27 protein-coding genes are annotated in these 24,015 nt (G+C 61.5%); 3 read left to right on the top strand and 24 right to left on the bottom strand.

Annotated elements, in window-relative coordinates; translation table 11 throughout:
• Position 1 precedes the first annotated feature (1 nt).
• The 21 genes from acpS to AC0Z42_RS07885 all read right to left on the bottom strand — a co-directional run bounded on the left by acpS (position 2) and on the right by AC0Z42_RS07885 (position 17,119).
• The gene (gene acpS / locus AC0Z42_RS07985) at positions 2-406 is read right to left on the bottom strand and encodes a holo-ACP synthase (protein WP_485467692.1); all 405 of its coding nucleotides are present in this window, start codon (positions 404-406) and stop codon (positions 2-4) included.
• The gene (gene pdxJ, locus AC0Z42_RS07980; RefSeq protein ID WP_485467691.1) at positions 406-1,173 is read right to left on the bottom strand and encodes a pyridoxine 5'-phosphate synthase; all 768 of its coding nucleotides are present in this window, start codon (positions 1,171-1,173) and stop codon (positions 406-408) included. Before pdxJ ends, acpS begins: the two co-directional genes overlap by 1 nt.
• A 34-nt stretch (positions 1,174-1,207) precedes the next feature.
• Positions 1,208-2,032: a DNA repair protein RecO gene (gene recO, locus AC0Z42_RS07975; RefSeq protein ID WP_485467690.1), complete on the bottom strand. Its 825-nt coding sequence runs from the start codon at positions 2,030-2,032 to the stop codon at positions 1,208-1,210.
• A 28-nt stretch (positions 2,033-2,060) separates the two neighbouring features.
• A complete protein-coding gene (gene era, locus AC0Z42_RS07970; RefSeq protein ID WP_485467689.1) occupies positions 2,061-2,963 on the bottom strand; it encodes a GTPase Era in 903 nt (300 codons plus the stop codon).
• Positions 2,960-3,763, bottom strand: coding sequence for a ribonuclease III (gene rnc / locus AC0Z42_RS07965; RefSeq protein ID WP_485467688.1), 804 nt, complete (start codon positions 3,761-3,763; stop codon positions 2,960-2,962). The genes era and rnc overlap by 4 nt, the downstream gene beginning before the upstream one ends.
• Before the next feature lie 90 nt (positions 3,764-3,853).
• Positions 3,854-4,771 carry a signal peptidase I gene (gene lepB / locus AC0Z42_RS07960; RefSeq protein WP_485467687.1) on the bottom strand — a complete coding sequence of 306 codons (918 nt, stop codon included), beginning with the start codon at positions 4,769-4,771 and terminating at the stop codon, positions 3,854-3,856.
• Between the two features lie 3 nt (positions 4,772-4,774).
• Positions 4,775-6,565: a translation elongation factor 4 gene (gene lepA, locus AC0Z42_RS07955; protein ID WP_485467686.1), complete on the bottom strand. Its 1,791-nt coding sequence runs from the start codon at positions 6,563-6,565 to the stop codon at positions 4,775-4,777.
• Positions 6,566-6,826: 261 nt separating this feature from the next.
• On the bottom strand, positions 6,827-7,072 hold the full coding sequence (locus AC0Z42_RS07950; RefSeq protein WP_485467685.1) for a glutaredoxin family protein: 246 nt from the start codon (positions 7,070-7,072) through the stop codon (positions 6,827-6,829).
• Between the two features lie 53 nt (positions 7,073-7,125).
• The gene (locus AC0Z42_RS07945) at positions 7,126-8,628 is read right to left on the bottom strand and encodes a DegQ family serine endoprotease (RefSeq protein WP_485467684.1); all 1,503 of its coding nucleotides are present in this window, start codon (positions 8,626-8,628) and stop codon (positions 7,126-7,128) included.
• Between the two features lie 213 nt (positions 8,629-8,841).
• Positions 8,842-9,162, bottom strand: coding sequence for a sigma-E factor negative regulatory protein (locus AC0Z42_RS07940; protein WP_485467683.1), 321 nt, complete (start codon positions 9,160-9,162; stop codon positions 8,842-8,844).
• Between the two features lie 61 nt (positions 9,163-9,223).
• Positions 9,224-9,847, bottom strand: a complete 624-nt coding sequence (gene rpoE / locus AC0Z42_RS07935; protein ID WP_485467682.1) for an RNA polymerase sigma factor RpoE — start codon at positions 9,845-9,847, stop codon at positions 9,224-9,226.
• 67 nt (positions 9,848-9,914) lie between these two features.
• Positions 9,915-10,370, bottom strand: coding sequence for a hypothetical protein (locus tag AC0Z42_RS07930; protein WP_485467681.1), 456 nt, complete (start codon positions 10,368-10,370; stop codon positions 9,915-9,917).
• A 134-nt stretch (positions 10,371-10,504) separates the two neighbouring features.
• Positions 10,505-11,755, bottom strand: coding sequence for a beta-ketoacyl-ACP synthase II (gene fabF / locus AC0Z42_RS07925; RefSeq protein ID WP_485467680.1), 1,251 nt, complete (start codon positions 11,753-11,755; stop codon positions 10,505-10,507).
• 29 nt (positions 11,756-11,784) lie between these two features.
• The gene (gene acpP / locus AC0Z42_RS07920; protein WP_008449912.1) at positions 11,785-12,024 is read right to left on the bottom strand and encodes an acyl carrier protein; all 240 of its coding nucleotides are present in this window, start codon (positions 12,022-12,024) and stop codon (positions 11,785-11,787) included.
• 178 nt (positions 12,025-12,202) lie between these two features.
• The gene (gene fabG, locus AC0Z42_RS07915; RefSeq protein WP_485467679.1) at positions 12,203-12,946 is read right to left on the bottom strand and encodes a 3-oxoacyl-ACP reductase FabG; all 744 of its coding nucleotides are present in this window, start codon (positions 12,944-12,946) and stop codon (positions 12,203-12,205) included.
• A 55-nt stretch (positions 12,947-13,001) separates the two neighbouring features.
• Positions 13,002-13,943 (bottom strand): ACP S-malonyltransferase, encoded by a 942-nt coding sequence (fabD, locus tag AC0Z42_RS07910; protein ID WP_485467678.1) that lies wholly within the window; start codon positions 13,941-13,943, stop codon positions 13,002-13,004.
• Positions 13,944-13,974: 31 nt separating this feature from the next.
• Positions 13,975-14,973, bottom strand: coding sequence for a beta-ketoacyl-ACP synthase III (locus AC0Z42_RS07905; RefSeq protein WP_485467677.1), 999 nt, complete (start codon positions 14,971-14,973; stop codon positions 13,975-13,977).
• Between the two features lie 13 nt (positions 14,974-14,986).
• Positions 14,987-16,054, bottom strand: a complete 1,068-nt coding sequence (gene plsX, locus AC0Z42_RS07900; protein ID WP_485467676.1) for a phosphate acyltransferase PlsX — start codon at positions 16,052-16,054, stop codon at positions 14,987-14,989.
• A 10-nt stretch (positions 16,055-16,064) separates the two neighbouring features.
• Entirely contained in the window at positions 16,065-16,229 is a 165-nt protein-coding gene (locus AC0Z42_RS07895) for a hypothetical protein (RefSeq protein WP_485467675.1), read from the bottom strand.
• 20 nt (positions 16,230-16,249) lie between these two features.
• Positions 16,250-16,432, bottom strand: coding sequence for a 50S ribosomal protein L32 (gene rpmF, locus AC0Z42_RS07890; protein WP_034749653.1), 183 nt, complete (start codon positions 16,430-16,432; stop codon positions 16,250-16,252).
• Positions 16,433-16,621: 189 nt separating this feature from the next.
• Entirely contained in the window at positions 16,622-17,119 is a 498-nt protein-coding gene (locus AC0Z42_RS07885; RefSeq protein ID WP_485467836.1) for a YceD family protein, read from the bottom strand.
• A 192-nt stretch (positions 17,120-17,311) separates the two neighbouring features.
• On the opposite strand from AC0Z42_RS07885, the gene AC0Z42_RS07880 reads away from it, so the two are divergent.
• Positions 17,312-17,920, top strand: coding sequence for a Maf-like protein (locus tag AC0Z42_RS07880; protein WP_485467674.1), 609 nt, complete (start codon positions 17,312-17,314; stop codon positions 17,918-17,920).
• Between the two features lie 13 nt (positions 17,921-17,933).
• Complete coding sequence (locus AC0Z42_RS07875) at positions 17,934-18,683, top strand: SAM-dependent methyltransferase (RefSeq protein ID WP_485467673.1); 750 nt, start codon at positions 17,934-17,936, stop codon at positions 18,681-18,683.
• A 2-nt stretch (positions 18,684-18,685) separates the two neighbouring features.
• Here the strand turns inward: AC0Z42_RS07875 and AC0Z42_RS07870 are convergent, their stop codons facing one another.
• Together AC0Z42_RS07870 and AC0Z42_RS07865 are read right to left on the bottom strand one after the other, a co-directional pair.
• Entirely contained in the window at positions 18,686-19,966 is a 1,281-nt protein-coding gene (locus tag AC0Z42_RS07870) for an EAL and HDOD domain-containing protein (protein ID WP_485467672.1), read from the bottom strand.
• 133 nt (positions 19,967-20,099) lie between these two features.
• Complete coding sequence (locus AC0Z42_RS07865; RefSeq protein WP_485467671.1) at positions 20,100-21,017, bottom strand: 23S rRNA (adenine(2030)-N(6))-methyltransferase RlmJ; 918 nt, start codon at positions 21,015-21,017, stop codon at positions 20,100-20,102.
• Positions 21,018-21,287: 270 nt separating this feature from the next.
• On the opposite strand from AC0Z42_RS07865, the gene AC0Z42_RS07860 reads away from it, so the two are divergent.
• Positions 21,288-21,710, top strand: coding sequence for a thioredoxin family protein (locus AC0Z42_RS07860; RefSeq protein WP_485467670.1), 423 nt, complete (start codon positions 21,288-21,290; stop codon positions 21,708-21,710).
• Between the two features lie 6 nt (positions 21,711-21,716).
• Here the strand turns inward: AC0Z42_RS07860 and AC0Z42_RS07855 are convergent, their stop codons facing one another.
• Positions 21,717-23,990, bottom strand: a complete 2,274-nt coding sequence (locus AC0Z42_RS07855; protein WP_485467669.1) for a xanthine dehydrogenase family protein molybdopterin-binding subunit — start codon at positions 23,988-23,990, stop codon at positions 21,717-21,719.
• Positions 23,991-24,015 lie beyond the last annotated feature (25 nt).

The following is a 24,015-nucleotide window of genomic DNA, read 5'->3' as shown; positions in this document are numbered from 1 at the left end:
GTTATTCGCTAGCTGGCGATTGTTCCACAATCACGAAAGCGACGGCGTACTCTTCCTCGTCGCTGATCGTCACTTGCGCACTCAGGCGGTGCTGCTGCATGAAGTCCGCCAGCACGCCGCTGCAGACAATCATCGGCTTGCCGCTGGGATGATTGAGCATCTGCGCGGCGGGCCAGGTCATCGGCATGCGCAGGCCCAGGCCGATCGCCTTTGAGAAAGCTTCCTTGGCGGCAAAGCGGGTGGCCAGGAAACGCACGCCGCGCACGGCATTCTTGGCGCTGCGGGCGCGGAATTTTTCCAGCTCCTGCGGTCCCAGTATCTTTTTGGCAAAGCGCTCGCCATGGCGTTCGAGCGCCGCCTCGATGCGCGGGATCTTGCAGATATCGGTGCCTATGCCGTAAATCATTACTTGCCCGCCCGATGACCGACGCGTGTCGCCACCATAATGGCCTTCATCTCACGCACGGCGTTTTCCCAGCCGACAAACACGGCATGGGCGACGATGGCGTGGCCGATATTGAGCTCGGCGATATCGGGAATCGCGGCAATCGCCTGCACATTGGTGTAATGCAAGCCGTGGCCCGCATTGACCTTCAGGCCACGCGTCGCGCCAAACAGCACGCCGGCCTTGATGCGTTCCAGTTCGGCCACTTGCGCTTCGCCTTCGGCATCCGCATAACGGCCCGTATGCAGCTCGATCACGGGCGCGCCCATTTCCGCTGCGGCGGCGATCTGCGCTTCATCGGCGTCGATAAACAGGCTGACACGGATGCCCTCGCCTTGCAATTGCTTCACGGCTGCCGACACTTCCTTGTAGTAGCGCACCACGTCCAGGCCGCCTTCGGTGGTCACTTCGGTGCGTTTTTCAGGCACCAGGCAGACGTCTGCCGGCTTGATGCGGCAGGCAAAATCGAGCATCTCGGCGGTGACGGCCGCTTCCAGGTTCATGCGCGTGAGCAGTTGCGGCGCGATGGCGATCACGTCGGCATCCTTGATATGGCGCCGGTCTTCGCGCAAATGCAGGGTGATGCAGTCGGCGCCAGCCTGTTCGGCCAGCAGGGCCGCGCGCAGCGGATCCGGATACTGCGTGCCGCGCGCATTGCGCAAGGTGGCCACATGGTCGATATTGACGCCCAGGTCGATGACGGGGCCGGCAGGCTGCAAAAAGCTCATGGTAATTTTCCGTAATAACTGTATAGGTTGAATATTACAACTGCATCAAATCGATCAGCATCTGGCGCGTGTTCAGGGTCGCGCCACCTAACTGATGGGCCAGCAAGAAGCGCATCAGCGTCTTGCTTTGCGCCTGCGTGGCGGCGTCGGCATAGTCTTCGCACTCCATGTCGAGCAGGGTCTTGCCGGTGATGCGCGGCCAGGCGTCGCCGGCCAGGGCCGGACGGGGACCGCGCTCGGGGTCGACCACATAGATCTGCCCCGCTTGCACGCTCTGGCGCGTGCCGGTGCAGCGCACCAGGTCGGCCGCCACGCCGGTTTCTTTCAACAAGGCGCGCTCGAATTTGCGCAGCACGATGGGCGCCGGCTCATTGTGCGCCAGTTGATTCAAGGTCGCAACGTAGTGGTCGAACAGGACCGGGTGCGGGTCGTCGCGCGCCAGCAGTTTCACCAGCAATTCATTGAGGTAGAAACCGCACAGCAAGGCGGTCTTTTCCAGCGGCAGCATGCCGCCCACCCATTCGGCGCCGGTCAGGATGCGCAGTTCGGACTTGCCGGTCCAGCCCGCCTGTAGCGGCTGGAAGGTCTGCAGCACGCCGCGCAGTTGCGAATGGGGCCGCTTGGCGCCCTTGGCGACCAGCGCGATGCGGCCAAAGTCGCGCGTCAGCACGTCGATGATCAGGCTGGTTTCTTTATGGGGGTAGCTGTGCAGCACAAAGGCTGGCTGGCCCGTGACGCGGCCATCGCGCCCGGGCGGGCGGCTGGCAGTGCGCCGCGGCGCTGGCGGGGATGGCACAGCAGCTGGCTGCACCGGGACTGCCGGGACGGCGCCTGGCAGCGCTGGCGTGGTGGTGCTCATGCGTGTGGCGTCATCCCCTGGTATGAACTTACTCGTAGCCGTAGGCGCGCAGGCCCGCTTCGTTGTCGGCCCAGCCCGATTTGACCTTGACCCATATTTCCAGGTACACCGGGCCGCCGAACAGTTTTTCCATGTCCAGGCGCGACTGCGTCGAAATATCTTTCAAGCGCGCGCCCTTGTTGCCGATGACCATCGATTTATGCGTGTCGCGCTCGACCAGGATGGCGGCAAACACGCGGCGCAAATCACCCTCCTGCTCGAATTTTTCGATCAGCACGGTGCTGGTGTACGGCAGTTCTTCACCGACAAAGCGGAACAGTTTTTCACGCACGATTTCCGAAGCGAGGAATTTTTCGCTGCGGTCGGTGATGTCGTCCGGTCCGAAGATCGGCTGGTTTTCCGGCAGGAAGCGCTTGATTTCGTTCTGCAAGCCTTCCAGCTGGAAATGCAGCTTGGCCGAGACCGGCACGATGGCGGCGAAGTCGCGCATCGCGGCAACCTTCTGCGCGAACGGCAGCAGCACGGCCTTGTCTTTCACGCGGTCCGACTTGTTGATCACCAGGATGCACGGCACTTCCTTCGGCAGCAAATCCATCACCTGCTGGTCGGCCGGGCCAAACGTGCCCGCTTCGATCACGTACAGGATCACGTCCGACGAGATCAGGGTATTGGTGACGGTCTTGTTGAGCGTCTTGTTCAGTGCGTTCGAGTGGCGCGTCTGGAAGCCGGGCGTGTCGACGTAGATGAACTGCGCGTCGGGCATGGTCTGGATGCCGGTGATGCGGTGGCGCGTGGTTTGCGCCTTGCGCGAAGTGATGCTGACCTTCGCGCCGATCAGCACGTTCATCAGGGTCGATTTGCCCACGTTCGGGCGGCCCACGATGGCGATATAGCCGCAGCGGAAGTTGTCGGGCATTTTGGTGGCTGTCATGCTGGTGTCGATTTCTGTTGAGTGTGAGCGGCGACAGCGGTGTCGTCGCTCTGGATGGTGGCAATGCCGGCCAGCTTGAGCTGGGCGGCGCGCGGTTTGGGCTTGCGGCTGGCGGCAGGCGACTTCAGCAGCGCCTGCTCGGCCACCTCCAGCGCCAGTTTGGCGGCGGCTTGCTCACCGGCGCGGCGGCTTCCGCCACGACCGTAGACCTGAATATTCAATTTCGGCACCAGGCATTCGATCTCGAATTCCTGGCTGTGGGCGGCGCCGTGGGTAGCCACCACATTGTATTGTGGCAGCGAGATTTTTTTGCTCTGCAAAAATTCCTGCAGCAGCGTCTTGGCATCCTTGCCCAAGGTTTGCGGATCGACCGAGTCGAGGATGGGGATGTAAAAAGCGCGGATCACGGTGCTGGCGGCATCGAAACCGGTGTCGAGGAAAATTGCCCCCAGCAACGCTTCGAGGGTATCGGCCAGGATCGACGGACGGCGGAAGCCGCCCGACTTCAGTTCGCCTTCGCCCAGGCGCAGGAACTGCGACAGTTCCAGCTTTTGCGCGATTTCATACAGCGACTGCTGCTTGACCAGGTTGGCGCGCAGGCGCGACAGATCGCCCTCGTCGATGGCCTTGAAGCGCTCGTACAGGATCGAGGCGACCACGCAGTTGAGTATCGAGTCGCCGAGGAATTCCAGCCGCTCATTATGCAAACTGCTGTGGCTACGATGCGTCAAGGCTTGCTGCAACAGGCCAGCATCCTGGAACGTATAGCCTAGACGGGTTTGCAATAGCTGAAGATTCATTGTTGGTTCTGTGTCATCTGATTGAGTCGGCATGCCGGCGCGGGTATCGGGCGCACGGCATGCGGGTGGGCCCCGAAGGACCAGGACGGCTTAGTGGATGCCGCCCACGCGTTTCGGATTGCTGAAATTCATCCACACCAGGAAGGCCTTGCCGACGATGTTCTCGTTCGGCACGAAACCCCAGTAGCGGCTGTCCGCGCTATTGTCGCGGTTATCGCCCATCATGAAATAATTTCCTGCTGGTACTGTGCAGGTAAAGCCGTCTTCGTTATAGTCGCACGCATCCTTGTGCGGGAAGTCGTTCACCTGGCCCAGGTTCAGGGTCGGCGCCGGATCGTCGTTGAGGATGCGGTGGCTGACGCCCGTCAGGTTCTCTTCCAGCTGCTTGTGGTACACGGTGCTTTCGTCGTCGAGGTAGTCATCGAGCGGCGTGTAGGTGACCGGCTTGCCATTCACGGTCAGGCGCTTGTTGTCATAGGTGATTTTATCACCGGGCACGCCGATCACGCGCTTGATATAGTCCTGCGACATGTCCTTCGGATACTTGAACACCATCACATCGCCGCGCTGCGGGTCGTTCACTTCAATGATGCGCTTGTTGACGATCGGCAGACGGATGCCGTAGGTGAACTTGTTTACCAGGATCAGGTCGCCCACCAGCAAGGTCGGCACCATCGAGCTCGACGGGATCTTGAACGGCTCGTACAGGAACGAGCGCAGGCAGAACACCATCGCGATCACCGGGAAGAAGCTGCCCGAATACTCGACCCAGGTCGGCTGGCGCAGCAGCGCCGCTTCGATCGTGGCGCGGCTGCCGCCGTGCTCGGACTTGATGCCTTCGGCGGCCAGCTTGGACTGGCGCGCGTCGAAGTCAGCCAGCGCGCGGTCGGCCGCCAGGCGGCGCTGTTTCGACAGATAAAACACGTCCAGGCACCAGACAAAACCAGTGATGACCATCAACACGAACAAAATCAGCGCGAAATTTCCTAAAATCACTTGCAGGTTCATTGATTAACCGTCCACTTGTAAGATTGCCAGGAAGGCTTCTTGTGGAATCTCCACGGAACCCACTTGTTTCATGCGCTTCTTGCCGGCCTTTTGTTTTTCCAGCAATTTTTTCTTGCGGCTGATATCGCCGCCATAGCACTTGGCCAGCACGTTCTTGCGCAGCGCTTTCACGTTCTCGCGCGAAATGATGTTGGCGCCAATGGTGGCCTGGATGGCCACGTCGAACATCTGGCGCGGGATCAGTTCGCGCATCTTGGCGGCCACCTGGCGGCCACGGTACTGGCTGTTCGAACGGTGGACGATAATCGCCAGCGCATCGACTTTTTCGCTGTTGATCAGCATGTCGACCTTGACCACGTCGGCGGCGCGGTATTCCTTGAACTCGTAATCCATCGAGGCATAGCCGCGCGAAGTCGATTTCAGGCGGTCGAAGAAGTCCAGCACGATCTCGGCCATCGGCATTTCATAGATCAGCTTGACCTGGCGGCCGTGGTAGCTCATGTCCATCTGGATGCCGCGCTTGGCGATACACAGGGTGATCACCGAGCCCACGTATTCTTGTGGCATGTACAGGTTGACCGTGACGATAGGCTCGCGTACTTCCTCGATGCGCGACGGATCGGGCATCTTCGACGGATTGTCGACGTTGATCAGGCTGCCATCGCGCTGCACCACCTCGTACACCACCGTCGGCGCCGTGGTGATCAGGTCCATGTCGAATTCGCGCTCCAGGCGCTCCTGCACGATTTCCATGTGCAGCAGGCCCAGGAAGCCGCAGCGGAAGCCGAAGCCCAGCGCCTGTGACACTTCCGGCTCGTACATCAATGCGGCGTCGTTCAGTTTCAGTTTTTCCAGCGAGTCGCGCAGCGCATCGTACTGGTTCGCTTCGACCGGGAACAGGCCGGCAAACACTTGCGGCTGCACTTCCTTGAAGCCTGGCAATGGCTCGCTGGCAGGACGGCTGACCAGTGTGACGGTATCGCCCACCTTGGCCGCTTTGAGTTCCTTGATGCCGGCGATGATGAAGCCCACTTGCCCGGCCGACAATTGCGGCAAGGATTGCGAACGTGGCGAAAACACGCCGATGTCTTCCACCAGTTGCACCGAATCGGTGGCCATCAGGCGGATCTTGTCTTTCGGCTTCAGGGTGCCGTTGACCACGCGCACCAGCATTACCACGCCGACATAGGCGTCGTACCAGGAGTCGACGATCAGCGCCTGCAACGGCGCATCCGGGTCGCCCTTCGGTGGCGGCACCTTGACGATCAATTGCTCCAGTACATCGAGCACGCCAAAGCCGGTCTTGGCCGAGCAATGCACGGCGTCGCCGGCATCGATGCCGATCACGTCTTCGATCTCGGCAATCGCGTTCGGTGGATCGGCGTTCGGCAAGTCGATTTTATTCAGAACCGGCACCACTTCCACGCCCAGGTCCAGCGCCGTGTAGCAATTGGCGACGGTTTGCGCTTCCACGCCTTGCGAGGCGTCGACCACCAGCAATGCGCCTTCGCAGGCGGACAGCGAGCGCGACACTTCATAGCTGAAGTCGACGTGGCCGGGCGTATCGATCAGGTTCAGGTTGTAGATCTGGCCATCGCGTGCCTTGTAGTGCAGGGCCGCCGTTTGCGCCTTGATGGTAATGCCGCGTTCGCGCTCCAGATCCATCGAATCGAGCACCTGCGCCTCCATCTCGCGGTCGGACAAGCCGCCGCACAATTGAATGATGCGGTCAGCCAGGGTCGATTTACCGTGGTCAATATGGGCGATGATGGAGAAATTGCGTATGTTATTCATTAACTAATATGTGTGCGAGTGACAACACTGCTTAACAGGAATCAAGGGGATCATGCCCGGGCCAAACCCGGCACCCCGCTCATGATGAAAAAAGCGCTCCGGGCAGGACATTTGCATGTCCAGGCGAGCGCTTTTGAAGCGACATAAGCTGCTGCTGCGGACAGGAGCTTTTTCGACCTCCCCATTTTACCGGATTTCAGAGTAGAAAGCCCGTCTTTCAGCGGCCAGCTGCCGGGCAACGATGCAAATCAGCCATTAAATTCATGCCAGATGGCGGCGTACGGCGGCTTCATCAAGGAAATAATGGCATAGCTCGGGCTGCGCCAGGTCGCCGTACAGCACCGGCACCAGTTCGTCGAAACGCGCCAGCAACGACGGATCGGGCGACGCATCGATATCGATTACCTCGACCGTGAAGGGCTTTTCGGGGGTTTGCATGGCCTGCAGGGCCTCAAACATGTCCTGGCAAAGGTGGCAATAACTGCGGGAGTAGAGGGTGAAGTGCATGGCGGCGGGGATAGCGCGCCCCGGCCAACACCGGGACGCGAATGAAGGAACGATTACTTGGCAGATGGACGCAAAGGCACGAACTGCGTCGTCTCGCCGCGGCGCACCAGCAGTGCCGAGGCTTTCTTCGGATCGAGCTTGGCGACCAGCGCATTGAACTGCTTGGCGTCGCGCACGGCAACGTTGTTCAGTTGCAGGATCACGTCACCGGGCTGCAGGCCTGCTGCGGCAGCGACGCCATCGGCGTCATCGACCAGCACGCCCGCATCGATTTTGAGTTCCTGTTTTTTGGCGGCCGGTACGTCGCTGACCTTCAGGCCCAGCGCGTTGCTGGCTTGGGCTTCGGGCTGCTTGGGTGTCGCCTTGCCAGCGCTTTTCTCGCCTTCCAGCTCGGCTACCGTCACCGGCAGTTCCTGCTGCGCGCCCTTGCGCCAGACAGTGATGGTGGCCTTGCCGTTGACGGCCGAGCCGCCCACCAGGCGCGGCAGGTCGGAGGAGCGCTCGATCTGGGCACCATTGAATTTCAGGATAATGTCGCCCGGCTTGACACCGGCCTTGTCGGCCGGGCCACCGGACTCGACCATCGACACTTGCGCACCCTTGGCGTTTGGCAAGCCCAGCGATTCTGCCACTTCCTTGCTCACCTCGCCGATCTGCACGCCGATGCGCCCGCGTACCACCTTGCCGGTCTTTTTCAGCTGCTCGCCCACGCGCATGGCTTCATCGATGGGCACGGCAAACGAAATGCCGTTATAGGCGCCGGACAGGGTGGCGATCTGCGAGTTGATGCCGATCACTTCGCCCCGCAGATTGATCAGCGGGCCGCCCGAATTACCGGGATTGACGGCCACGTCGCTCTGGATCAGCGGCAAGTAGTCGCCCGTATCGCGCGACTTGGCCGAGATGATGCCGGCCGTCACCGTGTTTTCCAGGTTGAACGGCGAGCCGATGGCGATCACCCATTCGCCGACGCGGATCTTTTCCGAGTCGCCGATGGTCACGCGCGGCAGGTTGGCGCCTTCGATTTTCAGCAGGGCCACGTCGGTGCGTGCGTCGGCACCGATCACCTTGGCCTTGAATTCGCGCTTGTCGGTCAGCGTCACATAGACTTCGTCGGCGCCATCGACCACATGCGCATTGCTCAGCACATAGCCATCGGCGGAAATGATGAAGCCCGAGCCGACGCCGCGCTGCACCTCCTGCTCCTGCGGCGCGCGGCCTTTGCGCGGATCCTGCTGGCGCGGCGTGGGCATGGCGCCACCAAAGAAGCGGCGCAGGAATTCCTGCATTTCCTGCTCATCGCTGCCGCCGGCGGCGCCGCCGCCCATTTTCAGGCGTTCGGTGGTGCGGATATTGACGACGGCCGGACCGACGGCGTCGACCAGGTCTGCAAAATCAGGCAATTGGACAGAGCGCACGGCGGGTGCGGCGGCATGCGCCGGCGCGACGACGCCCAGCATGGCGGGCGCAAAGAAGACGCCAGCGGTCCCCAGACACAAGGCGGAAAGCGTCTTCGCTGAAAACGTTTTGCTGTGTTCACAAATATTTTTTTTCATGGAGTTATCTTTTCGAATGTTAGTCGGAGCTAGCTGCCTGCCTGACGCGCACGCCAGCGGCAACGATCACTGCCTTGCAAGGCTGCTCATGGCAAACCGTACAACAATATATCGCATAAGCAAGATATCGCTTGCAGGTAGTGTCAACCGTGCAGAAGGCAGGTGTCAAGAGGGAGTGGCCGGCATTAAGCCAGGCGTAAGCAGGCTGGCTGGCTAGCGCTGGGGAACGGCACCAGCGCCTGGCTGCTCGGTGACGGTGCCGCTGGCGACCGCCGCCGCCACCGGCGCCAGGGCCGGTGCGGACACAGTCTCGGCCGCCAGGCGGCTGGCCAGCCGGGCATCAAAGCCGGCGCTTGGAACAAGACCGTCCTGCCCGGCGCGCAGCGTCTCGCCGATCACCCGGTAGGCATGCCAGGCCTGCCGCCCTGCATCGGTGTCGAGCGCGGCAAAGGCCAGCTCGACTTCGCTGGCCGCCAGTTCGCCATCGGCCAAGGCCGAAATATGCTCTTGCAATCCTGGGTATGTGTCCATCATGGGTCCTGCCAAAGTAATGAAGTGCTGCGTAAAGTGGTACAGCTTGCTCATGGTCAATGCATTACCAGCGCTTGTCAATCGGCATGTCCAGCAAGGGTTTGAGTTTTTCCGCAATCACCTCGCGCGCCCGGAAGATACGGCTGCGCACGGTGCCGATCGGGCAAGCCATGATTTCCGAAATTTCTTCATAGCTCAGTCCTTCGATTTCGCGCAGTACGATGGCGGTGCGCAATTCGATCGGCAGCACATCCATGGCCGCGTTGACGGTGGCGGCGATCTGCTTGCTGGCAAGCACCGACTCAGGCGTGTTGTTGTCACGCAGCCGGCTGCCGTCATCAAACGACTCGGCCTGCTCGGCATCGGTCTCGCTGGACGTGGGCGTGCGCCTGCTCTGCGTGACCAGGTAGTTTTTTGCCGTATTGATGCCGATGCGATAGAGCCAGGTATAGAAGGCTGCGTCGCCGCGAAAATGCCGCAGCGCCCGATAGGCCTTGATAAAGGTTTCTTGCACCACATCCTCAGCCTCCGCCGGATCATGCACCAGCCGCGACACCAGCCGCATCAAACGCCGCTGGTATTTCGATACCAGCACGTCGAATGCCCGCCTGTCGCCAGCCTGGACCCGCTCGACCAATAATTGATCACCTTCGCGTTCTGTCCTCACGCCCTGTATCCCTGGTAGCATGCAGCGCGGGCGCCTGTATGGTTATAGAGTTGGCCCGCTGCAAGAAGTTCAGTATTTGCCGCACTTTTTATGACACCCTCCCCCGCGCCGCGATGGCGCGGCATGCCACGGCCAGTTCGCGGAACGCCAGCGTGGCCGGCAAAGCACGCTGGACTATCACGGTGACGCTGCGCCCCTCGTCACTGGCCAGGCGCAGCACCAGCAGCGCGGGCCATAAAGTCGAACCGGGCAGCAAGCGCAACGGTAGTGCGGCCGGCACCGGCTCGCCGCCATATTCATCATGTTCCGTCAGCCGAAACTGGCCGACCGGTGAAATATCAAGCGTGCGTGGCTTTCCGTTGCAACACGGTGCAGCGAGCAGCAACACGCCGCCAGCGACACTGGCCAGCGCGGCAGCCCAGCCCAGGGAGTAGGCACCCGTTGCCAGTGGCCAGGCCGCCAGCAAGGCGCAAAGACCCAGGCACGCTTGCAGCAGACGCAAACCGACAGGCGTGCGCAGGACAGCCGATATGGCAATCGACATAGATACTCAATGGGAAATATCAGGCGCGCCGGCACCATGCCGGGCAAATTCAGGCGCCAACGAACGTTGGCGCCGAATCAGCGCTCACTACGGTTTGACCGCAGCGAGCGCTAGAAAGTTCAAGCTGTTAGAGCTTATTTCGCTTTGCCGAAAACCAGCGTGCCATTCGTTCCGCCGAAGCCGAAGGAATTTTTCACTGCATAATCGATCTTCATGTCCCGTGCCGTATTGGCGCAGAAATCGAGATCGCAAGCCGGATCCTGGTTGAAGATGTTGATGGTCGGTGGCGACACCTGATGGTGGATCGCCAGGACCGTAAACACCGCTTCCAGACCGCCCGCACCGCCCAGCAAATGGCCGGTCATCGATTTGGTCGAGTTCACCACCAGGTTTTTCGCATGGTCGCCGAAGGTGCGCTTGATGCCCATCACTTCAGCCACGTCGCCTTGCGGGGTCGACGTGCCATGCGCGTTCAGGTATTGAATCTGGTCGGGGTTCAAGCCTGCGTTGTTAAGTGCCGCGATCACCGATTTGCTGCCGCCGCTACCATCCTCCAGCGGCGAGGTCATGTGATAAGCATCTGCGCTCATCCCGAAACCATGCACTTCGGCATAGATCTTGGCACCGCGGGCCACCGCGTGCTCGTACTCTTCCAGCACCATCACGCCGGCGCCTTCGCCCAGCACAAAACCGTCGCGGTCGGTATCCCACGGACGCGACGCCGTTGCCGGGTCATCGTTGCGGGTCGACAAGGCGCGTGCCGAGGCGAAACCGCCCAGGCCCAGCGGCGAAACGGTCGATTCGGCACCGCCGGCTATCATGACGTCGGCATCGCCGTACTCGATCATGCGCGCGGCTGCGCCGATGCTGTGCAAACCGGTAGTGCATGCCGTGACGATGGCCAGGTTCGGGCCTTTCAGACCATATTTGATCGAAAGGTTGCCAGAGATCATGTTGATGATCGAGGCAGGCACGAAAAAGGGCGAGATGCGGCGCGGGCCACGTTTTTCGTACTCGGACTTGGTTTCTTCAATCAGCGGCAAGCCACCGATGCCGGAGCCGATGATCACGCCGATACGCTCGGCGTTTTCTTCGGTGACCTCCAGGCCACAGTCCTGCATCGCCTGGATGCCGGCAGCCATGCCGTAATGGATGAAGGTATCCATATGGCGGGCTTCCTTACCGGAGATGTAATCTTCGATATTGAAACCTTTGACTTCACCGGCAAAATGCGTGGTGAATGGCTGCGCATCGAACTTGGTAATCGTGGCGATGCCCGATTTCCCTTCGATGATTGCGCTCCACGCCTCGGCAATAGTATTGCCGACAGGTGAAACGCAGCCCAGGCCGGTGACAACAACACGACGGTTTTTAGAACGGCTCAAGCGATTCTCCTGAAGTCGGTCAGACAGGCTTAGGCCTTGACGTGTGCAGTGGCGTAATCGATAGCCTGTTGCACGGTGGTGATTTTTTCAGCTTGTTCGTCAGGGATTTCCATTTCGAATTCGTCTTCCAGGGCCATCACCAGTTCCACGGTGTCCAGGGAATCGGCACCCAGGTCGTCGACGAAGGAGGATTCGATTTTGATGTCTGCTTCTGCAACGCCCAGTTGCTCAGCGACGATTTTCTTAACGCGTTGTTCGATATCCGACATGTTATGGCTCCAAAGTGTGTGTTACGGAAAGTGCGCGCATTTTATCAGGTTTGCGCGTCCGAATACTAATTTCGGTGTCTGCTGCTAATTCGACCGAAGCTGCTGCTAAAAGATGCGATTATAGACAAAAACAATCGTTGAATCACGCCACAAACGACTGTTTCGTCCAGCCCGCATCTCAATTCATGTACATGCCGCCATTCACGTGCAAGGTGGTGCCCGTGATATAGGCCGCTTGCGGCGACGCCAGGAAAGCCACGGCGGCGGCCACGTCTTCCGGCTTGCCCAGGCGCGACAGCGGAATTTGCGTCAGCAAGGCCGCGTGCTGCTCTTCGCTCAGCGCCTTGGTCATGTCGGTGTCGATAAAGCCGGGGGCGATGCAATTGACGGTAATGTTGCGGCTGCCGATTTCACGCGCCAGCGCGCGGCTCATGCCTTCCACGCCAGCCTTGGCCGCCGCGTAATTCATCTGGCCCGGATTGCCCGACGAGGCCACCACCGAGGTGATGTTGATGATACGCCCGGCCTTCGCTTTCATCATGCCGCGCAACACGGCGCGCGACAAGCGGCCAACGGCCGACAGATTGGTGGAGATCACGTTATCCCACTCTTCATCCTTCATGCGCATGGCCAACTGGTCTTGCGTGATGCCCGCATTGTTGACCAGGATCGACAGGCTGCCATAGGTTTTCTGCACTTCATCGACTACCGCTGCGCAGCGCGCCGCATCGGTCACGTTCAGGACCACGCCCTTGCCGGCCACGCCTTCGGCAGCCAGGTAATCGGTGATCGCCTGCGCGCCGGCGTCCGAGGTAGCGGTGCCGACCACGGTGGCGCCCTGCTTGCCCAGTTCGGTGGCGATGGCGCGGCCGATGCCGCGCGAGGCGCCCGTGACCAGCACGACTTGATTCGTTAAATTCATGAGTATCCTTAAAAATGGCTGGCGGCAGCGGAGCAAGCCCGCTGCCGCGTGCTGTTTATTTGAGCTGCGTCAAAATGCGGTCAAGCGATGCCTGGTCGACGATGGCGTCGCCCACCAGCACCGGATCGATGCGCTTGGCCAGGCCCATCAGGACCTTGCCCGGACCGCATTCGATCACCTGGGTGATGCCGTCCGCCGCGACCTTCTGCATGGTTTCCACCCAGCGCACGGGGCTCGCTGCCTGGCGCACCAGCGCATCCTTGATGCCAGCCGGATCGTTGACAATGGCAACATCGACGTTGTTGATCAGGGCGATCTGCGGCGCATTGAATTGCAGCTCGGCCATATAGTCGCGCAAGCGGTCCGAAGCGGGCTTCAGCAGCGAGGAATGGAATGGTGCCGATACCGGCAGCTTCATGGCGCGCTTGGCGCCCTTGGCCTTGGCCAGTTCGCAGGCGCGCTCGACCGCAGCCGTATGGCCGGCGATCACCACTTGCGCCGGCGCATTGAAGTTGACGGGCTCGACCACCAGGGCCGGGTTTTCGGCCACCGCTTCCGCACAGGCGGCGCGTACGTCGTCGTCCGACAGGCCCAGCACCACGGCCATCGTGCCCTGCCCGACCGGCACGGCTTCCTGCATCGCCTGGGCGCGGAAGCGCACCAACGGCACGGCGTCCTTGAAGGCGATCACGCCGGCGGCGACCAGTGCCGAATATTCGCCGAGGCTGTGGCCGGCGACAACGGTGGGCAGCGGGCCGCCGGCCGCCAGCCAGGCGCGGTAAAACGCCACGGCCGCCGTCAGCATGACAGGCTGGGTGTTGGTGGTCAGGTCCAGTTCTTCCTTCGGACCTTCGGCGATCAGCTTGCCCAGGTCGAACTGCAGCGCCTCGGACGCTTCGGCCACGGTCTGTGCCACTACCGGGTTGCCGGCGAAACCGTCGAGCATCGCGATCGCTTGCGAACCTTGACCTGGGAAAACAAATGCAAATTGTGTCATTGGGACTCCGTTTTTTTAATCGTGTTGCAGCTTACATGCGCGCCAGCACGGCGCCCCAGGTAAAGCCGCCGCCAACGCCTTCCATCATCACATTGTCGCCCTTTTTGACGCGGCCATCGCGCACGGCGATGTCGAGCGCCAGCGGGATCGAAGCGGCCGAGGTGTTGCCGTGCTGGTCGACGGTAACAACCATCTTTTCCAACGGCAAGCCGAGCTTCTTGGCGGTACTGTTCATGATGCGAATGTTGGCCTGGTGCGGGATCAGCCAGTCGATCTGGTCCTGTGTCATGTTGGCGTGTTCCAGGGCCTCATGCGCCACTTTTTCCAGTACCGACACGGCCAGCTTGAACACGGCCGGGCCATCCATGTACAGGAAGGCACTGCCGGCCAGGGCGCCGCCGGCCACGCTGCCCGGCACGCTGAGGATATTCGAATGACGACCGTCGGCATGCAGCTTGGTGGCCAGGATGCCAGGCTCTTCCGATGCCGTCAGCACAATCGCGCCGGCGCCGTCGCCGAACAGCACGCAGGTGCCGCGGTCCTCGAAATTGAGGATGCGCGAAAACACTTCGGCACCAATCACCAGCACGTTTTTATGCATGCCCGACTGGATGAAGCTGTCGGCGGTGGCGACCGCATAGACGAAGCCGCTGCAGACGGCCTGCACGTCGACCGCCGCGCAGTTGTTGGTGATGCCCAGCTTGTTTTGCACGATGCAGGCGGTGCTGGGGAAGCTGCCGAAAAAGTCGGGAGTCGAGCTGGCAACGATGATCAGGTCCAGCTCGTTGCCGTCGAGACCGGCCATCTCGAGCGCCTTTTTGGCCGCTTCGACACCGAGGTCCGAGGAATTTTGCATTGGTGCCGCGTAATGGCGCGCCGAGATGCCGCTGCGCGAGACGATCCATTCATCCGAGGTCTCGATGCCCTTGGCGGCGAGCTGTTCCGTCAGATCCTGGTTGGTCACGCGCTTCTCCGGCAGGTAGCTGCCGGTACCGATGATTTTGCTGTAGATTTTACGTACGATAGTCATGCGAACACATCCACTAAATGGTAGGGCTTGTCGATTGAGCGTCAGGCGCCACTGGCGTGCGCGGCATCAGCTCGGCGATCATGCTGGCCAGGTGGGCCTGCACGTCATTCTTTGCCGCTTCATAGGCGCGGCGCAAGGCCCATTCAAACGAATAGGCATCGGCGCCGCCATGGCTCTTGATGACCAGGCCACGCAAGCCCAGCAGGCTGGCGCCGTTATAACGCGAGGGATTCAGGCGGTTGGTGATGGCTTTCAGGGCACCGCGCGCGATCAGGGCACCCAACATGGTAACCGGGTTGCGCTTGAATTCCGAGGTCAGCACGTCTTTCATGAAACGCGCCAGGCCTTCGATGGCTTTCAGGGTAACGTTGCCGACAAAGCCGTCGCAGACGACGATATCGGTGGTGCCCTTGAAGATGTCATTGCCTTCCACGTTGCCGTAGAAGTTCAGCGCGCCGCGCTCGTGGTCGGCCTGCAGCAGCTTGGCGGTCAGCTTCACCACCTCATTGCCCTTGATGTCTTCCGTGCCGACGTTCAACAGGCCGATGGTCGGCCGTGCGATGTTTTCCATGGCCGACACCAGCACCGAGCCCATGATGGCGAACTGGTGCAAATGATGCGGCTCGCAATCGACGTTGGCGCCCAGGTCCAGCATGTAGGTCGGACCGTTCTTTTGATTGGGAAGGATGCTGCAGATGGCCGGGCGGTCGACGCCCGACATGGTTTTCAATACATAACGCGAGACGGCCATCAGGGCGCCGGTGTTGCCAGCGGAAACGCAGGCTTGCGCCGCGCCGCTCTTGACCTGCTCGATGGCCACGCGCATCGACGAATCCTTCTTGCGGCGCAGCGCCACTTCAAGCGGATCGTCCATGGTAACTTGTTCGGAAGCATGCAATATCGACAGGCGCGGATGCGTCTCTGCCTTGTGCTTTTTCAGCTCGGCACGGATCACGTCTTCCAATCCTACCAGGATCAGTTCGGCGTCAGGCTCGTGTTCAATAAAGGAAATTGCTGCGGGGATAGTAACTGAGGGACCGTGATCTCCGCCCATGCAGTCGATAGAAATTTTGATTGTCATTTGGTGTGATTCAGTACCGCTGCGGGCTTGCGGCAAGATGTGAATCGGACTGTTGCTGCAGGAACGCACAGGCCTGGTCAGCGTGATTCAAAATGACGGTGCGCAAGATGAATTGCAGCCGATAAAAAAGAAGAAGCGGCGCCACGCCGAAAAACCAACGCAACACCGCTTTCATCTTACCCAACAAAACGTCGATTACTCGTCGTTTTTGGTCTTCAACACTTTACGGCCACGATAGAAGCCGTTAGGGCTGATATGGTGACGCATGTGTGTTTCGCCGGTAACTGGCTCGACGCTCAATTGCGGCGCGACCAGGAAGTCGTGCGAACGGTGCATGCCGCGCTTGGAAGGGGTTTTCTTGTTCTGTTGAACTGCCATGATGACTCCTAATACATAAGTTCTAAAATTTTAGCACAATCGATTGGCAAATACATGCTAATCGAGTATCCCAGCGGCAAAGACCATCCGAAAACAGGCCGTACCGACATCGTTTATTTCATGCTACGTTTCACTACACATTGCCATACTCGATTACTACACGCGTTTGACACGTCTTTTACTTACTGCTTATTCTGGCTTCAAGTCTTTCAGTGCCGCAAACGGCGACTTCTTTTCAGTCTTGAGAGCATCGAGCTGCGCCGTATCGGGGCAGACGTCATGTTTGGGTACCTGCGGCAAGGCCAGCAAGGCTTCATCTTCGATCAGGGCCGCGGCATCCATGCTGCGGCTGCCGACGATCACGTCGATCGACTCATCGTCGATGATTTCTTCGATCTCGTCCGCATGCTCGTCATCCTTGCCGAGCATCAATACTGTCGAAGAATCGATATCGTAAGCAAACGGGGCCAGGCAGCGCTGGCATTCCAGCTGAACCGTGCCGTTGACCGACAAGGTCAGTTGCGGGTAGCCCAGCTTGCTGGTGCCGCCGACGATTTTCCAGGCGATCTCACCGGAAGTATCTGCGCAATCCTTGGTCAACCGGGTCATTTCAGCGACAGGAGTGACACCCTCGCGGCTCCCGCTGATACGACAAAAATCAAAGGCGTCGATCACAAAAGCATTCATTGGTAGAAAATTTCCCCGGAAAACCAGCGATGATAGCAGGGTTTTGAAGCCGGAGTCAAAGCCTGCTTGCATTTTTTTGATATCAAGCAGGCTACTGTCAGGCTGCGAAGGCGCGCCGCTGCAAGCAAGATTTGCCCGGCAGCGCTGCGGCAGACTACACTGGCGGCCTTGCCAGCCGCTTTCCAGATCCGAATGATACCAACTTCCACCCCATCGCGCTTGATACTTGCATCGAGTTCCGCCTACCGCAAGGAACTTTTATCGCGTTTGCGCCTGCCGTTCGAGGTGGCCGTGCCCGACCTCGATGAAAGCCCCCTGCCCCATGAAAGCCCCAGCGCCACCGCACTGCGCCTGGCGCGGGCCAAGGCGCAGGCCGTGCTCGACCGCTTTCCCGGCAGCCTGGTGATCGGCTCCGACCAGGTCGCCACACTGGACGGCGCGCAGATCGGCAAGCCGGGCAACCATGCCAACGCCCTGCGCCAGCTGCAAACCATGCGCGGGCGCGAGGTGATCTTCCATACGGCGCTGTGCCTGCTCGACGGCCGCCAGGCGGTCGCCACGGCGGAGGTAGAAGATATCCGGACCCTGGTCACCGTGCGCGACCTGCCGGACGCCGAGCTGGACGCGTATCTGCGCATCGAACAGCCGTACGACTGCGCCGGCAGCGCCAAGAACGAGGGGCTGGGCATCGCCATCCTTGAAAGCATCAACACCACCGATCCGACCGCCCTCACCGGCCTGCCGCTGATCGCCCTGACGGGCATGCTGCGCCGCGCGGGCGTGGCGTTTTTCACCATTTAAACCAGAACACACCATGACCGGCACTCTTTATCTGATCCCCAACCACCTTGGCTTGTCCGACGGCCCCGACGACGCGCTGGACCATATCATTCCCGAACGGGTGCGGCACATCACCTCGCAGCTCGATTATTTCGTCGCCGAAAACGCCAAGACGGCGCGCGCCTTTCTGAAACTGATCAACACAAAGCATCCGCTGGCAAAACCCTTGCAGGAAATCACCATTTCCGAGCTGAACGTGAATACCCCGGCCCAGGCGCTGGCCGGCCTGCTGGCGCCGCTGCTGGCCGGGCGCGACGCGGGCCTGGTGTCGGAAGCGGGCGTGCCGGCGGTGGCCGATCCCGGCGCCGACCTGGTGCGCCTGGCGCATCAGCACGGCGTCAAAGTGCGTCCGCTGGTGGGGCCATCGTCGATTTTGCTGGCGGTCATGGCAAGCGGCCTGAACGGCCAGAGCTTTGCCTTCAACGGCTATTTGCCGACCGACGCCGCGCTGCGCGCCAAGCGCATCAAGGAACTGGAAAGCCGTTCGCGCGCCGAAAAGCAGACCCAGCTGTTCATCGAAACGCCGTACCGCAACGCCGCCATGCTCGAAGCACTGGTGGCGCAATGCCAGCCGTCAACCCTGATCTGCGTGGCAACCGACCTCAGCCTGGATACGGAATCGATCCAGACACTGAATGGCGGGCAATGGAAAAAACAGCTGGCAGCCGGAAAGGCGCCGGACTTCCACAAGAAGCCGACCGTGTTCCTGCTGCTGGGGCAGTAAGACTAGTGTACCGTCCTTGAAATACCGTGCACATAATCGTTGACCCAGGCATAGGCGGCCAGCTGGATCGCCGTCAGCTCGTGCTCAGACAATTGCAAATGCGCCAGCATGGCGGCCATGGCCGGGCCGCCATCGGCTTGCTCGACTTGCTCGACCAGCGCCAGCATGCTGCCCAGTTCGCCATGACGAAACAGCAGCGCGTCGCTGACCTTGCTGTTCACGCGCACGCTGCTGACCACTTCGCTCATCTGCATGGAAAACAGCGTATCCATCAGTGACATGATGCCCACCGTAAAGCCGATATCGGCATATTGATGCTGGCCCGGCCGCAGCTTTTCGGTCATCAGTTCCAGCAGCTTGCCGCGCGTGGTGGCCAGTTGCAGCAAGGGAGAGGTGAACTGCGCCGAAGTGCCGGGCCGCACATACAGTAAAATCTGCAGCCAGCGCTGCAGCTGGCGCCGCCCCAGCAGCAACAAGGCCTGGCCCAGGGTGTCGATGCGCACGCCGGCGCTGACGGCAGGCGTATTGACCAGTCGCAACAGGTTCAGGCCGATCAGGGCGTCATGCTTGATGCAGCGCTCGAGCTCGCGGTTGTCGGCATTGGCTTGTATCAATTCGAGCAAATGCAGGATGGCCAGTTCCGAGGCCGACAAGCGCTTGCCGCTGAGAATCACGGGACGCGCAAAATAATAGCCCTGGAAAAAATCAAAGCCCAGCGCCAGACATTGCTCGAACTGGGCCACGGTTTCCACTTTTTCGGCCAGCAATTTTTTTCGCGACACGGCCAGCACCTGCGCCAGGCGCGGCAATTCGTCGGGCGTCAGCTGGGCGATATCGACCTTGATCACGTCGACCAGTGGCAGCAGTTGCTGCACGTCGGGCGTATCGAGCACCACATCGTCAAGCGCAAAGCGGAAACCGGCCTGGCGCAGCTCGCTGATACGGGCCAGCAGGGCCGGCGTCGGGCGCACCGTTTCCAGGATTTCCAGCACCACGCGGTGATGCGGCAAGAAGCCGATGAAGTCGCTCATCAGCGCCACCGCGTCGACATTGATGAAGGCCAGCTGCAAGCCCACCACCTTCTCCATGCCCAGCTCGGACGCATGGGCAATCACGGTGGCGGTGGCCGATACGGCGTCGCCGCTGATCACGGCCTGGTTTTCGGCGCTGCTGCGAAACAGCAATTCGTAGGCCACCAGGCGCTGGTCGCGGTTCAGGATGGGCTGGCGGGCAAGAAAGAAATCCTGCAGCGCGGGGTTGTCAGATTGCAAGTAATTAGTCATGGAACAGCCCACGAACAAGGGCCGCTTTCAGGCTGCGGCAGGGCCCGGGCCGGCGCCTGCCGACCCGCACCCAGTATAGCTCCAGCCTGTTATCTTGCCATGTACCGCAGCGCACGCAGTGCGCACATCAGGCTCAAACGCGGCGCGTACCGGTGTTCCTGACGCCGCCCTTGCCGGTTTCCAGCACGAATTTGGCGCCGTCGTCGCGGCCCAGCACCTTGACCAGGTAGGGCATCACTTCGCGCAGCATCGGTTCGAGCGTGTACGGCGGGTTGAGGATGAACATGCCGCTGCTGTGCAGGCCGAAGCCGTCCGGCGACGGCGTGTTGACTGTCAAGGTCACGTGCAGCCATTCGGTCGCCGGCAACTGCTTGAGCTTGTCGGCAAACTGGCGCGACTCCATGCGCTGCAGCACCGGGTACCAGACGGCGTAGATGCCGGACGGAAAACGCACCAGCGCATCGGCCAGGGTATCCTTGACCTTGCGGTAATCCATCTTGTCTTCGTACGGCGGGTCGATCAGCACCAGTGCGCGGCGCGATGGCGGCGGCAGCAGCGCTTTCAGGCTCTGGAAGCCGTCGGCCTTGGTGATGATCACGCGCTTGCCGCGTACGCTCGGGCGTTCGCCCTGGGCCTGCGCATGCGCTTCGACCTTGCGGAAATTATCGGCAAGAATCTTCGCATCGGCCGGATGCAGTTCGAACAGGCGCAAACGGTCTTGCTCGCGGCTGACCTGGTCGGCGCAGTAGGGCGAACCCGGGTAGTAGCGCATCTTGCCGCTCGGATTCATTTCCTTGATCAGTTTCAAGTACTCGGCCAGCGAGGCCGGCAGGTCGGTGCGGTCCCACAGCGGGGCGATGCCGGTTTCGTATTCGGCGTTTTTCGACGCATAGCCGCCGTCGAGCGCATACACGCCAGCGCCCGAATGGGTATCTATATAACTGTAGGCGGTATCTTTTTGATTCAGGTACTGCAACAACTGAATCTGCACATAATGCTTCAACACATCGGCGTGATTACCCGCATGAAAGGCGTGGCGGTAACTCAACATAAGCTGTCAATTCCATAAAATAAAGTGAAGGTGGGGCTGCGCTTACACCGGGCAGAGCATGGGAACAGACTGGAAGGGTCAGGCTGCCGGACCAGGAAACAGCATGGACCAGCGTAATCAGCGCGCAATTTACCGCATTATCCACTAGAAACCGCCTCGGCATCAAAAAACCGCTTCAACGGACTGGGCCGTTGCCAGGCCAGCTTGGTCCTGGCGCGGTAGAATACGCCCATCGGCGCGAGCGCCATCTGCCCACAATGCCACAACGACATGCATAGCCTGACCCTGACAACTGACAACCGCGCCGACATCGCTGCCACCCTGGCCGGCCCGCGCTGGATCGTCGCCTGCCTGTGCGCGCAATGGTGCGGCACCTGCACCACCTACCGCGCCACGTTCGAGGAACTGGCCGCGCGCCACCCCGACGCGGTGTTCGTGTGGGTCGATATCGAGGACCAGGCCGACGTGGTGGGCGAGCTCGACATTGAAAACTTCCCGACCCTGCTGATCCAGCAGGACGACCAGGTGGCGTTTTTTGGCACCGTGCTGCCCGACGGCGGCCTGGCGCACCGCATGGTGCAGGCGCAGCAAGCGCTCACGCCGGCCGAACTGGCGGCCTTGTCGCTCAGCAACGAGGAACGGCGCGGCTGGCAGCGCGACTGCAATCTGCGCACCATGCTGGCAGCGGCCTGAGGCTTTTCACCCCAGCCGCAAGGGCAGGCTGCGCAGCCGTTTTCCCGTCAGCTTAAACACCGCATTGGCCACTGCCGGCGCAATCGGTGGCGTGCCCGGCTCGCCCACGCCTTCCGGGTGCGCGGCGCTGGCGATGATGATGGTCTCGACGTGGGGCGCCTGGCCCATGCGCAGCACCGGGTAGTCGTGGAAGTTGCCCTGCTCTACCCTGCCGTCCTTGAAGGTGATCTCGCCGCCCAGCGCCGCCGACAGGCCGAACAGCACGCCCGATTCCATCTGCTGGGCGATGATATTGGGGTTGACGGCCAGGCCGCAATCGATGGCGCACACCACCCGGTGCACGCGGATCTCGCCGTTTTCCACCGACACCTGCGCCACTTGCGCCACGATGCTGCCGAACGACTGGTGCAGCGCCACGCCGTGCGCATGGCCGGGCGGCGCACTGCCGGCTCTGGCCACGGCGGCGTCCAATACGGCCAGGTGGCGCGGATGCTGTTGCAGCATGGCGCGCCGGCAGGCCACGCCATCCTGCCCTGCCGCATGCGCCAGCTCGTCGATAAAGCTTTCCTTGAAAAACGCATTGTGCGAGTGACCAACCGAACGCCAGTAGCCGACCGGCACGCTACTGTCGGCAATCACATGGGCGATGCGCTGGTTGGCAATCTCGTACGGCAGGTCGAATTCGCCTTCGGCGGTGGTCTTGTCGGGCCCCATGCCAGGCAGGCCGAAGTTGCGCTGCAAATACTGGTGCGTGATCGAGGCGCTGACCGATTTGTTGTCCCATGACGCGATGCGGCCCTGCGCGTCGAGCCGCGCGGAAAAACGCGCCAGCGCGGCCGGCCGGTACATATCGTGCGCGGTATCCTGCTCGCGCGTCCAGATCAGCTGTACCGGCGCGCCGCCGCACTGCAGCGCGATGGCCACCGCCTGCGCCACCATGTCCACTTCCAGGCGGCGGCCAAAGCCGCCACCGAGCAGCAGCACCTCGATGCTGACGTCGCGACTGGCCACGCCGGCCACCCTGGCCGCCACGTCGACGGCGATGCCCGGCGCCTGGGTCGAGAGCCACAGGTGCACCTTGCCGTCTTTTACCTGCGCGGTACAGTTGACCGGCTCCATCGCCGCATGCGCCAGGAACGGCGCGCGATATTCGGCGCTGACCTGCGTCAGCGCCTGCAGGTCAGCGCCGTCGACCTTGCCGCTGGCATGGTAGACATGGCCCGCTTCCGTATCGAGCAGGTGTGCAAAACCGGCATGCACATCACGGCTCGACAAGTTCGACTGTTCGCCGGCCTGCCACTGCGTCGGCAAGGCGGCTGCGGCCTGTCTGGCGCGCCACCATGTGTCGGCCACCACGGCCGCGCACGACAGCCGGTGCTGGCCCAGGACCGGCGTCAGGTCCAGTACTTTTTTCACGCCCGGCATGGCCAGCGCCACGCGCGCATCGAACGACGACAAGGTATCGCCCAGGCGGCGCGGCAGGTGCAGCGCCGCATACAGCATGCCGGCTGGCCGTGCATCGATGCCGAACACGGCGCTGCCATTGACTTTTGACGGCGTATCGCGACGCGCGGTGGCCTTGCCGATCAGCTTGAAGTCCAACGGCGATTTCAGCACCGGCGTGCCCGGGTCCAGCGCGCTGGCGCGTTGCGCCAGGCTGGTGTAGCTGGCGCGCCGGCCGTCAGGGTGCAGCACTTCACCATCCTGCGTGCGGCATTGCGCCGCCGGGGTTTGCCACTGCGCCGCAGCGGCCGCCACCAGCATGGCGCGCGCACAAGCACCCGCCTCGCGCATCGGTTGCCAGCCGTCCTTGACGCTGGACGAACCACCGGTGACGACCACGCCCAGTTCGCGCGCGGCCTTGGCCACCGTCCACTGCGCCAGTTTTTTGACACGGCCCTGGTCGTCCGGGTGAAACGGCAGGCTGTCGACCAGCATGGCGACATTGCCGAAGATCTTGTCGATGGGCGCTTGCACCAGGCTGATGGACGCCAAAGGCACGTCGAGCTCCTCGGCCACCAGCATCGCCAGCGCGGTATGTACGCCCTGCCCCATTTCGCTGCGCGGCATGGCCAGCAGCACGCTGCCGTCAGGCTGGATCGCCAGCCAGCCGTTCAGGGCCACGGCGCCATCCTTGACCGGCAAAGGGTCGCTGCCATGCAGGCGCTGGCGCGGCGGCAGCACGCCCCAGCCGACGACCAGCGCACCGACGCCGGCCACGCCCAGCCCCAGGCCTTTCAACAGGAAGCGTCGGCGCGAGGTCGGTAGGGTTGCAGCCATGGGATTCATCCAGTCAGGTTCCGCG

The organism is Janthinobacterium sp. 1L-D-8-B-C4 (genome assembly GCF_057291295.1).
This window is presented reverse-complemented; position numbering and strand designations above follow the sequence as displayed.